The sequence below is a fragment of the Klebsiella sp. GW_Kp182 genome, from assembly GCF_040062275.1.
GTDB classification, from domain to species: Bacteria; Pseudomonadota; Gammaproteobacteria; order Enterobacterales; family Enterobacteriaceae; genus Klebsiella; species Klebsiella michiganensis.
In genome coordinates this window covers 81,900-95,242 of sequence record NZ_JBEAFQ010000039.1, presented here as the reverse complement: position 1 = coordinate 95,242, position 13,343 = coordinate 81,900, and the positions used below count along the sequence as shown (strand labels likewise).

Genomic DNA, 13,343 nt, shown 5'->3' with positions numbered 1-13,343 from the left:
CTGAAAAACGAATAAGACAGCGAAACGATAGTGGCACAACGAGATTATGTACGCCGCAGCCAACCGGCTTCTTCGCGGCGCAAAAAGAGCAATACCCGAAGCTCAAGGAACAAGCAAGGCGGCCTTTCGGCGGTTTCACCGACTATGGTGGCGATCGCTGCGGCAGTGCTGGTGGCCTTTATCGGTGGACTGTACTTCATCACGCATCATAAGAAAGAAGAGGCTGAAGCGCTGCAAAACCGCCAGGCCGCTGGCAACGGCCTCCCGCCGAAGCCAGAAGAGCGCTGGCGCTATATTAAAGAGCTGGAGAGCCGTCAGCCCGGCGTACGTGCGCCTACGGAACCCACGGCAGGCGGCGAAGTTATGAAGCCGGAGCAGCTGACGGACGAGCAGCGCCAGCTGTTGGCGCAAATGCAGGCCGATATGCGTCAGCAGCCTACGCAGCTGACCGAAGTGCCGTGGAATGAACAAACCCCGGCGCAGCGCCAGCAGACCCTGCAGCGTCAGCGTTTAGTTCAGCAGCAGCAGCTCGCTCAGGTGCAGCAGCAGACACAGACGCAGGTACAGCAACCGCGAACCCAGCCGCGGGCCGTCGAGCAGCCGAAACCGGTGCAGCAGCCGCCGAAGCAAACGGCGTCGAACCAGCAGCCGTATCAGGATCTGCTGCAAACGCCGGCGCATACCAGTACCGCGCAGCCTAAAACCCAGGCCGCCGCGCCGGTAACCCGCGTTGAAGAGGCGCCAAAAACCGCCGCCGCGGAGAAAAAAGACGATCGCAGCTGGATGATCCAGTGCGGCTCCTTCAAAGGCGCTGAGCAGGCGGAAACCGTGCGCGCGCAGCTGGCGTTTGAAGGTTTCGCCTCGCACATCACCACCAATAACGGCTGGAACCGCGTGGTAATTGGGCCGCTGAAAGGCAAAGAAAACGCCAGCAATATGATTGAACGGCTGAAAATGGCCGGACACGCAAACTGCATTCGTCTCGCCGCCAGGGGTTGAAACCCTCAAAATCCCCCCCATCTATAATTGCATTCTGCCCCGCGTAACCGCGGGGCCCCTATTCCGCTTTTGCAACCAAGGGGTCTGCTCGTGACTACAATTGTAAGTGTTCGCCGTAACGGCCATGTCGTTATTGCCGGTGATGGCCAGGCCACGCTGGGCAACACCGTAATGAAAGGCAACGTCAAAAAAGTGCGCCGCCTGTACAACGACAAAGTGATCGCCGGCTTTGCGGGCGGCACCGCTGACGCCTTCACGCTGTTCGAACTGTTTGAACGTAAGCTGGAAATGCATCAGGGCCACCTGGTGAAGGCCGCCGTTGAGCTGGCGAAAGACTGGCGTACCGACCGCATGCTGCGCAAGCTGGAAGCGCTGCTGGCCGTGGCTGACGAAAACGCATCGCTTATCATCACCGGTAACGGTGACGTGGTGCAGCCAGAAAACGATTTGATTGCTATCGGCTCCGGCGGTCCTTACGCCCAGGCCGCGGCTCGCGCCCTGCTGGAAAATACCGATATGGGCGCACGCGATATCGCAGAGAAAGCGTTGAATATTGCAGGTGATATCTGCATTTATACCAACCACTTCCATACCATCGAAGAATTACCGTCTAAAGCGTAAGGATCTCCCATGTCTGAAATGACCCCACGCGAAATTGTCAGCGAACTGGACAAACACATTATCGGCCAGGACGCAGCCAAGCGCTCCGTCGCCATCGCTCTGCGTAACCGCTGGCGTCGTATGCAGCTCAACGAAGAGCTGCGTCACGAAGTCACGCCCAAAAACATTCTGATGATCGGCCCGACCGGCGTCGGTAAAACGGAAATCGCCCGTCGTCTGGCAAAGCTTGCCAACGCGCCGTTCATCAAAGTTGAAGCGACGAAATTCACCGAAGTGGGCTATGTTGGTAAAGAAGTGGACTCCATCATCCGCGATCTGACCGATGCGGCGATCAAAATGGTGCGCATGCAGTCCATCGACAAAAACCGCTATCGTGCGGAAGAACTGGCGGAAGAGCGCATCCTTGACGTGCTGATCCCGCCGGCGAAAAACAACTGGGGCCAGGCTGAACAGCCTCAGGAACCGTCCGCCGCGCGTCAGTCTTTCCGTAAAAAACTGCGCGAAGGGCAGCTCGATGATAAAGAGATTGAGATCGATCTCGCTGCTGCGCCGATGGGCGTTGAAATCATGTCCCCTCCGGGCATGGAAGAGATGACCAGCCAGCTGCAGTCCATGTTCCAGAACCTGGGCGGCCAGAAGCAAAAACCGCGTAAGCTGAAAATTAAAGACGCGATGAAGCTGCTGATTGAAGAAGAAGCGGCGAAGCTGGTCAACCCGGAAGAGCTGAAGCAGGATGCCATCGACGCCGTTGAGCAGCACGGTATCGTGTTTATCGACGAAATCGATAAAATCTGTAAGCGCGGCGGCAACTCCTCCGGCCCGGACGTATCCCGCGAAGGCGTACAGCGCGATCTGCTGCCGCTGGTTGAAGGCTGTACCGTCTCCACCAAGCACGGCATGGTGAAAACCGATCATATTCTGTTTATCGCTTCCGGCGCGTTCCAGGTGGCCAGCCCGTCTGACTTAATCCCGGAGCTGCAGGGTCGTCTGCCGATTCGCGTTGAGCTGAAAGCGCTGACCACCCACGACTTCGAGCGCATCCTGACCGAGCCGAACGCGTCCATCACCGTGCAGTATAAAGCGCTGATGGCCACCGAAGGCGTCAATATTGAGTTCACGGAAGATGGCATCAAGCGTATCGCTCAGGCCGCGTGGCAGGTCAACGAGACCACCGAGAACATCGGTGCGCGTCGTCTGCATACCGTACTGGAGCGTCTGATCGAAGACATCTCCTACGATGCCAGCGAAATGAATGGCCAAACCGTCACCATCGATGCGGAATATGTCGGTAAGCATCTGGATGTTCTGGTGGCAGATGAAGATCTGAGCCGTTTTATCTTATAATCCGGTTCAATATATTTTCATCACTATAGATGGGGCTATAGATACCCTAAATAATTCGAGTTGTGGGAAGGCAGCCGTTGGCTGAGGGCCCTCATTTATCCCGGCAGTGCCTGGGGTGAATGCGCGTCGCCAACGCATCTGCAGCTTGAAGTATGAAGGGTAGAGCCCCATTTTTTATTGGCCGGGACTTATGACCGAACACGCTATCACTCGCACCCAGGCCTGGCTGGAAAGCCTGCGCCCCAAAACGTTACCTCTGGCCTTTGCCGCCATTATTGTCGGCTCCGCGCTTGCCTGGCATCAGGGCAGCTTCGATCCCTGGGTTGCCCTGCTGGCCATCATCACCGCCGGTTTATTACAAATCCTCTCCAATCTGGCCAACGATTATGGCGACGCGGTAAAAGGCAGCGATAAACCTGACCGTATCGGCCCCCTGCGCGGCATGCAGAAAGGGGCAATCACCCAGGCGCAGATGAAACGCGCGTTGATTCTCACCGTAGCGCTGATTTGCCTTTCTGGCCTGGCGCTGCTGTTCCTGGCCTGGCAGACCATGGCCGATTTTATCGGTTTTATGGTGCTTGGCGGGCTATCGATCGTGGCCGCCATTACCTACACCGTCGGCACTCGTCCTTACGGCTACATCGGCCTTGGCGATATCTCCGTGCTGGTGTTCTTCGGCTGGCTTAGCGTGGTCGGGAGCTGGTACCTCCAGGCGCACAGCGTTGAAGCGGTTATTTTCTTACCCGCCACCGCCTGCGGCCTGCTGGCAACGGCGGTGCTGAATATTAACAACCTGCGTGATATCGACAGCGATCGTGAAAACGGTAAAAACACCCTCGCCGTGCGCCTGGGGCCGGTTAACGCTCGCCGCTACCACGCCTGCCTGCTGTTTGGCGCGCCGCTGTGCCTGGCGCTGTTTAACCTTCTCTCGCTGCATAATCCGTGGGGTTGGCTGTTCCTGCTGGCAACGCCGCTGCTGGTCAAACAGGCGCGTTATGTGATGCGCGAACGCGACCCTGTCGCCATGCGTCCAATGCTCGAAAGAACGGTTAAAGGGGCGCTGCTGACCAACCTGCTGTTTGTTATCGGAATTATTTGCAGCCGGCTTGTGGGTTAACTGACAAATATCAATTAACAATTGATGATTTTGCCAACAGTACGATTCACGCGATATACTGAAAATTCTCGCAGCAACTGAACGTTAAGCCTATGAAATACGATACTTCCGAGCTTTGTGACATCTACCAGGAGGATGTCAACGTCGTGGAACCTCTGTTCTCCAACTTTGGGGGGCGCTCGTCGTTTGGTGGACAAATCATCACGGTAAAATGTTTCGAGGATAACGGGTTGCTCTACGATATGCTCGAACAGAACGGCCGTGGTCATGTCCTGTTGGTTGACGGCGGTGGTTCCGTTCGACGCGCATTGATTGACGCTGACCTGGCGCGTCTGGCCGTACAAAACGAGTGGGAAGGGCTGGTCGTCTATGGCGCTGTGCGTCAGGTTGACGATCTGGAAGAGCTGGATATCGGCATCCAGGCGCTGGCGGCCATCCCCGTAGGGGCCGCAGGTGAAGGTATCGGCGAAAGCGACGTGCGCGTCAACTTCGGCGGCGTCACCTTCTTTTCCGGCGACCATCTCTACGCCGATAATACCGGGATTATCCTCTCCGAGGATGCCCTGGATATCGAGTAGCGTCCCGCCCATAAAAAAGGCCTTCTCTCTGAGAAGGCCTTTTTATTTCCGCCGGAGGCTTAGTACAGCTTCTTAGCGCAATCCAGCCAGTCGCTTTTGAACGGACGCTTCATGTTTTCGATAGCGTCGATAATGTCGTGGTGAACCAGCTTCTCGTTCTGAATACCAACGCAGCGGCCGCCGAAGCCCTGCAGCAGCAGGTCAATCGCGTACGCGCCCATGCGGGATGCCAGAATACGGTCATAAGGAACCGGAGAGCCGCCGCGCTGAATGTGGCCCAGTACGGTGGCACGAGTTTCACGGCCGGTCTCTTTCTCGATGTAGTGAGCCAGCTCGTCGACGTCGCACATATGCTCGGTGATCGCCACAATCGCGTGTTTTTTGCCTTTCGCGATACCCGCCTTAATTTCTGAAACCAGGTCGTCGCGCGTGTATTCAACCTCAGGCACCATGATGAACTCACAGCCGCCGGAGATAGCTGCCGCCAGGGTCAGATCGCCGCAGTAGCGGCCCATCACTTCAACAACGGAAATACGCTGGTGGGAGGAAGAGGTGTCACGCAGGCGGTCAATAGCCTCTACCACGGTGCTCAATGCGGTAAAGAAGCCGATGGTATAGTCGGTGCCTTTAATATCGTTGTCGATGGTGCCCGGCAGACCGATGCAGGGGAAGCCCATCTCAGTCAGACGCACGGCACCCATGTAGGAACCGTCACCACCGATAACCACCAGCGCATCCAGGCCGCGCTTTCTCATATTTTCAATCGCGACGGCGCGAATATGTTCTTCGCGGAATTCTGGAAAACGCGCCGACCCCAGGAAGGTGCCGCCGCGGTTGATCATGTCGGAAACGCTGTAGCGGTCGAGCTGAACCATACGATCTTCATACAGGCCGAGGTAACCGTCATAGATTCCAAAAACTTCCAGACCTTCCGTTAATGCCGCACGCACAACGCCACGAATTGCTGCGTTCATGCCCGGGGCATCACCGCCACTTGTCAACACACCGATTTTCTTAATCATGACTACCTCTGAACTTAGGAAGCAAAAAATAATCCTGTTGCCTGAAGCGCCCCTCACGAGGAGTGCACAACGATAATTGCAATAGTATATCAAACGCTTCTGGCTGAATTGATTCAGGTCAGACCAAATGGCGGTAATTTATACAAAAAATGCCGATCCGCCCCACACTTTTACATCGAGTTTACAGACTATAACCTAAAGATCATAAAACACCCTGCCGCCCTAACGGCACCACAGAGCAGGGGTCCTGGTGGATAATGACATCGGACCCGGGAAAACGGAGCAACAGCGCCTGCTCCACCTGGTCGGCAATCACGTGTGCCTGAACCAGCGGGAGGTTATCTTCCATTTCCAAATGAATCTGAATAAAGCGAGTCGGCCCTGACTGCCGCGTTCGTAGATCGTGCGCCCCGCTGACGCCTGGCCACGCGGTCACGATATTGATAATTTCCTGGCGTTCCTCATCAGGAAGCGCGCGGTCTAACAACGACTGAACGGCGTCATAAGCCATGCGCAGCGCGCTATATAAAATATAGACGCCTATACCTAATGCAAACAGCGCATCAGCACGGTGCCAGCCGTACCAGGAGAGGGCCAGCGCCACCAGAATTGCGCCGTTCATCATAACATCAGACTGATAATGAAGCATATCCGCCCGTACCGCCTGACTTTGTGTTTTTCTTACTACCCAGCGCTGGAACGTGACCAGCAGCAGCGTGCTGACCAGCGCAATCAGCGTCACCACCATCCCTACGCCCGCCGCATTCATCGGCTCAGGACGAACGAGATGATCAATACCGGTCAAGAACAGAAACAGCGCCGAGCCGGAGACAAACATACTTTGCGCCAGCGCGGCCAGCGATTCCGCTTTACCATGGCCAAAGGTATGTTCTTCATCGGCAGGCTGCAGCGAATAACGCACCACCAGCAGGTTGGTCAACGAGGCGGCGATATCCACCAGTGAATCAACCAGCGCCGCCAGAATACTCACAGACCCGGTATACCACCATGCAAAAATCTTGATCAAAAGTAACGCAGAGGCCATCACCGTCGCCGCAATCGCCGCGCGGCTCACCAGCTGCCCATAAGATTGATTCATAAACGCTCCTTACTTCGCGATGCGCTTAGTATAACCCGATCTTTTACCGGGACGGGGAGGCAGGAGGGCGCTGAATAACGGGCAAAAAAAACCCCCACATCATGTGGGGGAAGACAGGGATGGTGTCTATGGCAAGGAAAACAGGGTTGTTACTGGGGTTGCAGGGTATTGCTACTACTCGAAAGCATCATCGCTGAGCCTTTTTGCATCCGTGCAACCTCACGCAACTGATCCATTCGTTGCTGGTGCTTAGCGTTTAAAACCGCTTGCTGCTCTGGCGTTAGCAGGTGATACATCTGGTTGCGAACTTTTGCCATTTCAACCTGGCGGGCAACCTGTTCCTGCGCCATCTTATCTGCCTGAGCGCGTACAGCGTTTTCATCAAAATTTTCTGCGGTGACAAGGCGATGCATTGTCTCCATTTCGCTAACATTAACGGGTGGCCTGTCGTGGCGTGCCCGCTGCATAAGATCTCGTAACTGTTGCCGTTGCTGTTCAGTTAAACTTATGCCGTCAAACATATGGCTCTGGCTGCTGCGCTGGACCCCTTCGTCTCCGGGAAGCCAGTTAACGCTGGTGACGACTTCAGCGGCTTGGCTATATGCACTTAGCGCCAGCGTTGAGGCCATGACGGCAGCGATAACATTGCGCATCACATACTCCCAAAACGTTTGTGTCGCGATTCAACGAGAGAGAGTTTACGATGCAGGCTGCAAACATGCGTCAGGGGGTGTAAAACAACGTAAAGTCATGGATTAGCGAGCCTTGATGACGTAATTTCTGCCTCGGAGGTATTTAAACAATGAATAAAATCCTGTTAGTAGATGATGACCGGGAGCTCACCTCCCTGTTAAAAGAGCTGCTCGATATGGAAGGTTTTAATGTGCTCGTCGCCCATGATGGGGAACAGGCGCTGGCCCTTCTGGACGACAGCATCGATTTACTTTTGCTTGATGTGATGATGCCGAAGAAAAACGGTATCGACACGCTCAAAGAGTTGCGTCAGACACACCAGACCCCGGTTATCATGCTAACGGCCCGCGGGAGCGAGCTGGATCGCGTTCTCGGCCTCGAGCTGGGCGCGGACGATTATTTGCCTAAGCCGTTCAACGATCGTGAGCTGGTGGCGCGTATACGCGCGATTCTGCGCCGGTCGCACTGGAGCGAGCAGCAGCAGACAACCGAAGCCGGTTCACCGACGCTGGAAGTGGATGCGCTAAGCCTTAACCCTGGTCGCCAGGAAGCCAGCTTCGATGGTCTGATCCTCGAGCTGACCGGCACCGAGTTCACCCTGCTCTATCTTCTGGCGCAGCATCTTGGCCAAGTGGTATCGCGTGAGCATCTTAGCCAGGAAGTGCTGGGTAAACGCCTGACGCCATTCGATCGCGCAATCGATATGCACATCTCCAACCTGCGGCGCAAGCTGCCGGAGCGCAAAGACGGCCATCCGTGGTTTAAAACCCTGCGCGGACGCGGCTATCTGATGGTATCGGCTTCATGATTGGAAGTTTAACCGCACGCATCTTCGCTATTTTCTGGCTCACGCTGGCGCTGGTGTTGATGCTGGTTCTGATGCTGCCTAAGCTGGACTCGCGCCAGATGACCGAGCTGCTGGAGAGCGAGCAACGTCAGGGCATCATGATTGAACAGCACGTCGAGGCCGAACTGGCGAACGATCCGCCAAACGACCTGATGTGGTGGCGTCGTCTGTTTCGCGCCATCGATAAGTGGGCTCCGCCGGGCCAGCGTTTGCTGCTGGTCACCAGCGAAGGTCGCGTTATCGGTGCCGAACGCAACGAAATGCAGATTATCCGCAACTTTATCGGCCAGGCGGATAACGCCGACCATCCGCAGAAAAAGCGCTATGGTCGCCTGGAAATGGTCGGGCCTTTTTCCGTCAGGGATGGAGAAGATAACTACCAGCTCTATCTGATTCGTCCTGCCAATACGTCACAATCAGACTTCATCAATCTGCTGTTCGACCGGCCGCTACTGCTGCTGATCGTCACGATGTTAGTCAGCGCCCCGCTGCTGCTATGGCTGGCGTGGAGCCTGGCGAAACCCGCGCGTAAGCTCAAAAATGCCGCCGATGAAGTCGCCCAGGGCAACCTGCGTCAGCATCCGGAGCTGGAAGCCGGTCCGCAGGAGTTTTTAGCCGCCGGGACCAGTTTTAACCAGATGGTGACCGCGCTGGAGCGCATGATGTCCAGCCAGCATCGTCTGCTGTCCGATATCTCGCACGAACTGCGCACGCCGCTGACCCGCCTGCAGTTAGGCACCGCATTGCTGCGCCGCCGCAGCGGGGAAAGCAAAGAGCTGGAGCGGATTGAGATGGAAGCGCACCGGCTGGATAGCATGATCAACGACCTGCTGGTGATGTCGCGCAATCAGGCGAAAACCGCGCTGGTCAGCGAAACGGTGAAAGCCAACCAGCTGTGGGGCGAGGTGCTGGATAACGCCGCCTTTGAAGCCGAACAGATGGGGAAATCGTTCACCGTCGAGTATCCGCCGGGGCCGTGGCCGCTGTACGGTAACCCCAATGCCCTGGAAAGCGCGCTGGAGAATATCGTGCGTAACGCGCTGCGCTACTCGCATACTAAAATTTCGGTAAGCTTCTCAGTGGATAAAGACGGCATCACGGTGAACGTCGATGATGACGGCCCGGGCGTGAGTCCGGAGGATCGCGAGCAGATTTTCCGTCCGTTCTACCGTACCGATGAGGCGCGCGACCGCGAGTCTGGCGGTACCGGCCTGGGGCTGGCGATTGTCGAAGCGGCGATTCAACAGCATCGCGGTTGGGTGAAGGCCGACGACAGCCCGCTGGGCGGCCTGCGCTTAACCCTCTGGCTGCCGCTGTACAAGCGCACCTGATCCCCCCGGCCTGGCTTCGCCGGGCCGGGTTCGAAACGGGTAGCCCGGATAAGGCGCAACGCGCCGCCATCCGGGAACGCGCACGGAAGCGCTATTTTCCCCACAATCTCCGCGAATTATTTTCGATCTTCCCGCTCAGGCGCCGTTTCTGCATGGTACGGCTCCAGCTCACCGACAGCCCCGCCGCGGAGAGCAGACGGTGGTACTGCTCATCATCAAACGGCATCTGCCAGGCGATGGCGCCCGCTTCGTGAACGCTCACGTCGCTGAGCCGGGAAACCAGCGCCAGCGGCGCATCGCTGGACACCTGCCCGCCCGCCACCACCCGATACAGCCAGCCGGTTTTGCCGCTGTTTTGCATAAGCTGCGCCATATCGCTGACGGCAAAGTGATAGTTGAGCTTGAAGCACGGCGATCGCGGCTGCGTGACCTGAATCAGCGCTTCTCCCCAGCGGAAGATATCGCCAATGTAGACGTTTTTTTCGGTCAGCCCTTCGGTCGAGAGATTTTCGCCAAACGCCGGGGCGCAGAAAAGATCCGCCTGCTGCGGAAGCTCACGGGCCCAGTGGGCGTAGTGTTCACGGGGATAGTGGCACAGCGCGCGGTCCGGCCCGCCGTGAATTTTCTTCTCCGCCTGCTCATCGCCCTCCAGCCCCAAATCGCCGAGGGTCAGTTCACCATCGACCTGAATTTTACCGATGGCGCTTGGACGGCTGCCGTCATAATCCCTTACCTTGCCCACAAAGACATTCACCGGATAGTGCATCGCTGCTCCTTTGCTGCGGATATAAAAAAAGCGAGTCATCAGACTCGCTTCTCGCTCAGCACAATGCAACCTTATTTTTTGGCGGCAAAACGCGCTGCGGCTTCGTCCCAGTTCACCACGTCCCAGAACGCTTTGATGTAGTCCGGGCGGCGGTTCTGGAATTTCAGGTAGTAAGCGTGTTCCCACACGTCCAGGCCGATAATCGGGAAGCCGGAAGCACCAGAGATCGCTTCGCCCATCAGCGGGGAGTCCTGGTTAGCGGTAGAAACCACCGCCAGCTTGTCGCCTTTCAGCACCAGCCACGCCCAGCCGGAGCCGAAACGGGTCGCCGCCGCTTTTTCAAATTCCGCTTTGAAGTTGTCAACGGAACCGAAATCACGCTCGATAGCCGCTTTCAGGTCGCCCTGCAGGGTGGTACCGGTTTTCAGGCCTTTCCAGAACAGGCTGTGGTTAGCGTGGCCGCCTGCGTTGTTACGCAGCACGGTTTTTTTGTCTGCCGGCAGCTGATCCAGTTTGGTAATCAGCTCTTCTGCGGACAGGCTCGCGAACTCAGGCAGGCTTTCCAGCGCTGCGTTAGCGTTATTTACGTAGGTCTGGTGGTGTTTAGTGTGATGGATTTCCATCGTCTGCTTGTCAAAATGCGGTTCCAGGGCGTCATAAGCGTACGGCAGGGCAGGCAGTGTATAACTCATAATCATCTCCATTATTGTCGAGCGGCGGAAAGTGTTAATGCCGCGTAAGCAGTTGGTTCATTATAGTTAATTAAATGATATTGAAAACGCTTATCAATGCCGTATTTTTAATAAGGTTATAACAATGGGTAATAGATGTCGTTTTGTGATACAGAACAACTAATTAAGTTTTTGGTTGCCAGGTTCAGGCTTCGGGTGGCAACAGCTTAAAGGCGGAAAAACTGACCGATTTTTACACTCATCGGGTCGGAAGAAGATTTATCCGATAAAAAATAGATGAGGATAAAATCAATGAATCACGCGATTACGATGGGTATTTTTTGGCATTTGATAGGTGCGGCCAGTGCAGCCTGTTTCTATGCCCCGTTCAAGAAAGTTAAACATTGGTCCTGGGAAACCATGTGGTCTATCGGCGGTATTGTCTCCTGGCTGATCCTCCCCTGGGCCATCAGCGCCATGCTGCTGCCCGATTTCTGGGCCTATTACGGTTCTTTTAAAGCCTCCACTCTGCTGCCCGTTTTCCTGTTCGGCGCCATGTGGGGTATCGGTAATATCAACTACGGCCTGACGATGCGTTACCTGGGGATGTCGATGGGGATCGGCATCGCCATTGGTATCACGCTGATTGTCGGCACGTTAATGACGCCGATTCTTAACGGTCAGTTTGATGTTCTCATTAACACTAAAGGCGGCCAGATGACGCTGCTCGGCGTGCTGGTCGCGGTGATTGGCGTGGGTATCGTCACCCGCGCAGGCCAGCTGAAAGAGCGCAAAATGGGCATCAAAGCCGAAGACTTCAACCTGAAAAAGGGGCTGCTGCTGGCGGTGATGTGCGGCATCTTCTCGGCCGGTATGTCGTTCGCCATGAACGCCGCCAAGCCGATGCATGAAGCCGCCGCCGCGCTCGGCGTTGATCCGCTCTACACCGCGCTGCCAAGCTATGTGGTGATTATGGGCGGCGGCGCGCTGGTCAACCTCGGCTTCTGCTTTATCCGTCTGGCAAAAGTAAAAAACCTGTCGATAAAAGCCGACTTCTCGCTGGCAAAACCGCTCATCATCAGCAATATCCTGCTTTCGGCGTTAGGCGGCCTGATGTGGTATCTGCAGTTCTTTTTCTACGCCTGGGGCCACGCCAGCATTCCGGCGCAGTACGACTATATGAGCTGGATGCTGCATATGAGCTTCTACGTGCTGTGCGGCGGCCTGGTGGGTCTGATACTGAAAGAGTGGAACAACGCCGGCCGTCGTCCGGTGGGCGTCCTCAGCCTCGGCTGCGTGGTGATTATTATCGCCGCCAATATCGTTGGTCTGGGAATGGCGAACTAGCGTCGTCAGGCGGCGGTGCGACTGCGCTGCCGCCACTGCCCCGGCGTCATGCCTATCTCGCGGTTAAACACCACCGAAAAGTAGTTGCTATCTTCAAACCCGCACTGCATCGCCACTTCGCCAATCAGCCGTTCGGTATGCTGCAGCAGATACTGCGCGTGACAGATGCGCAGCTGGCGCAGGTAGTGGTTGATGGTCATCCCCGTCTGCTGACGAAACTGCTGGCGCAGCGCGCGTTCGCTGCACCCTTCGCGCTCGCAAAAACGGTCAAGAAAGAAAGGACGATTGAGGCTGCCCGCCAGCTCGGTGAGCAGCTTATCGAGCAGCGCTTCGCTTTGGGTTGCCGCCAGATTATCGGTGGCGTAGCGATAGCGCTGAAGAATAAGCGCCAGCTGCGCAAACAGCAGTTCGGCCATATTATTGGCCTGCGCATCGCTGCGGCTGCTTTCATGCTCCAGCTGGGTAATCACCTGCCTGACCTGGGCCATGCCGCTGCTGCCAATCCGCCAGTGCGGAACCCACGGGGTGCCGAACAGGCCGGGAATGTGCGCCGCCCAGTCAAAGTTAAGCCGCAGCCGGTCCGGGCAATAAATGACGTTTTGCAGGACGAGATCGTTCACCGAGGCGTAGGAGTGTTTATCTTCCGCGCGGATATAGAACAGATCGCCGCGGGTAATGCGCCACGGGCGATCGTTCAGGACGTGCAGGCCGTTACCCCGCCACACCAGCACCAGTTCGCAGAACTCATGGGTGTGCTCGGCGAAGACGTTTTGCGGATAGCGATCCGCCACCGCCACCGCCTGAGCGGGAGAGGCAAAAAATTCATCTTTGCGAAGAATCAGCTGACCTGCCACGACATCAACTCCGGACGCGAATAACGTTTCATTATTCGCGTTTATGTCTGTCAA

Annotated in this window: 14 protein-coding genes; 8 read left to right on the top strand and 6 right to left on the bottom strand. The window is 56.3% G+C overall.

The annotated features are described in order from the left end of the window. Window positions 1-30 precede the first annotated feature (30 nt). The 5 genes from ftsN (at window position 31) to rraA (ending at window position 4,659) form a co-directional block, all read left to right on the top strand. The gene (ftsN, locus tag ABLU88_RS16755) at window positions 31-999 is read left to right on the top strand and encodes a cell division protein FtsN (RefSeq protein WP_071846047.1); all 969 of its coding nucleotides are present in this window, start codon (window positions 31-33) and stop codon (window positions 997-999) included. 90 nt (window positions 1,000-1,089) lie between these two features. Further along, window positions 1,090-1,620 (top strand): ATP-dependent protease subunit HslV, encoded by a 531-nt coding sequence (gene hslV, locus ABLU88_RS16750; protein WP_004107530.1) that lies wholly within the window; start codon window positions 1,090-1,092, stop codon window positions 1,618-1,620. 9 nt (window positions 1,621-1,629) lie between these two features. Then, complete coding sequence (gene hslU / locus ABLU88_RS16745) at window positions 1,630-2,964, top strand: HslU--HslV peptidase ATPase subunit (protein WP_004127247.1); 1,335 nt, start codon at window positions 1,630-1,632, stop codon at window positions 2,962-2,964. 190 nt (window positions 2,965-3,154) lie between these two features. Beyond that, window positions 3,155-4,081: a 1,4-dihydroxy-2-naphthoate polyprenyltransferase gene (gene menA, locus ABLU88_RS16740; protein WP_014227426.1), complete on the top strand. Its 927-nt coding sequence runs from the start codon at window positions 3,155-3,157 to the stop codon at window positions 4,079-4,081. 92 nt (window positions 4,082-4,173) lie between these two features. Continuing rightward, on the top strand, window positions 4,174-4,659 hold the full coding sequence (rraA, locus tag ABLU88_RS16735; protein ID WP_004127241.1) for a ribonuclease E activity regulator RraA: 486 nt from the start codon (window positions 4,174-4,176) through the stop codon (window positions 4,657-4,659). A gap of 59 nt (window positions 4,660-4,718) precedes the next feature. Here rraA and pfkA read toward each other — a convergent pair whose 3' ends face one another. From pfkA to cpxP, 3 genes are all read right to left on the bottom strand, one after another. Further along, complete coding sequence (gene pfkA / locus ABLU88_RS16730; RefSeq protein WP_004127238.1) at window positions 4,719-5,681, bottom strand: 6-phosphofructokinase; 963 nt, start codon at window positions 5,679-5,681, stop codon at window positions 4,719-4,721. Between the two features lie 202 nt (window positions 5,682-5,883). Continuing rightward, a complete protein-coding gene (gene fieF / locus ABLU88_RS16725; protein ID WP_014227425.1) occupies window positions 5,884-6,780 on the bottom strand; it encodes a CDF family cation-efflux transporter FieF in 897 nt (298 codons plus the stop codon). A gap of 149 nt (window positions 6,781-6,929) precedes the next feature. After that, on the bottom strand, window positions 6,930-7,433 hold the full coding sequence (gene cpxP / locus ABLU88_RS16720) for a cell-envelope stress modulator CpxP (RefSeq protein ID WP_049082048.1): 504 nt from the start codon (window positions 7,431-7,433) through the stop codon (window positions 6,930-6,932). 149 nt (window positions 7,434-7,582) lie between these two features. Here cpxP and cpxR point away from each other — a divergent pair, with 149 nt between their 5' ends. Further along, window positions 7,583-8,281 carry an envelope stress response regulator transcription factor CpxR gene (gene cpxR / locus ABLU88_RS16715; protein ID WP_219557740.1) on the top strand — a complete coding sequence of 233 codons (699 nt, stop codon included), beginning with the start codon at window positions 7,583-7,585 and terminating at the stop codon, window positions 8,279-8,281. After that, on the top strand, window positions 8,278-9,651 hold the full coding sequence (gene cpxA, locus ABLU88_RS16710) for an envelope stress sensor histidine kinase CpxA (RefSeq protein WP_004107505.1): 1,374 nt from the start codon (window positions 8,278-8,280) through the stop codon (window positions 9,649-9,651). The genes cpxR and cpxA overlap by 4 nt, the downstream gene beginning before the upstream one ends. A 91-nt stretch (window positions 9,652-9,742) precedes the next feature. Here the strand turns inward: cpxA and yiiM are convergent, their stop codons facing one another. Next, window positions 9,743-10,417, bottom strand: a complete 675-nt coding sequence (yiiM, locus tag ABLU88_RS16705; protein WP_014227423.1) for a 6-hydroxyaminopurine reductase — start codon at window positions 10,415-10,417, stop codon at window positions 9,743-9,745. A 71-nt stretch (window positions 10,418-10,488) separates the two neighbouring features. Then, entirely contained in the window at window positions 10,489-11,109 is a 621-nt protein-coding gene (sodA, locus tag ABLU88_RS16700; protein ID WP_004127220.1) for a superoxide dismutase [Mn], read from the bottom strand. Window positions 11,110-11,400: 291 nt separating this feature from the next. Between sodA and rhaT the strand changes: the two genes are divergently transcribed. Further along, complete coding sequence (rhaT, locus tag ABLU88_RS16695; protein WP_348837187.1) at window positions 11,401-12,435, top strand: L-rhamnose/proton symporter RhaT; 1,035 nt, start codon at window positions 11,401-11,403, stop codon at window positions 12,433-12,435. Between the two features lie 5 nt (window positions 12,436-12,440). Here rhaT and rhaR read toward each other — a convergent pair whose 3' ends face one another. After that, window positions 12,441-13,289, bottom strand: coding sequence for an HTH-type transcriptional activator RhaR (gene rhaR, locus ABLU88_RS16690; protein ID WP_004127212.1), 849 nt, complete (start codon window positions 13,287-13,289; stop codon window positions 12,441-12,443). Window positions 13,290-13,343: the final 54 nt, after the last annotated feature.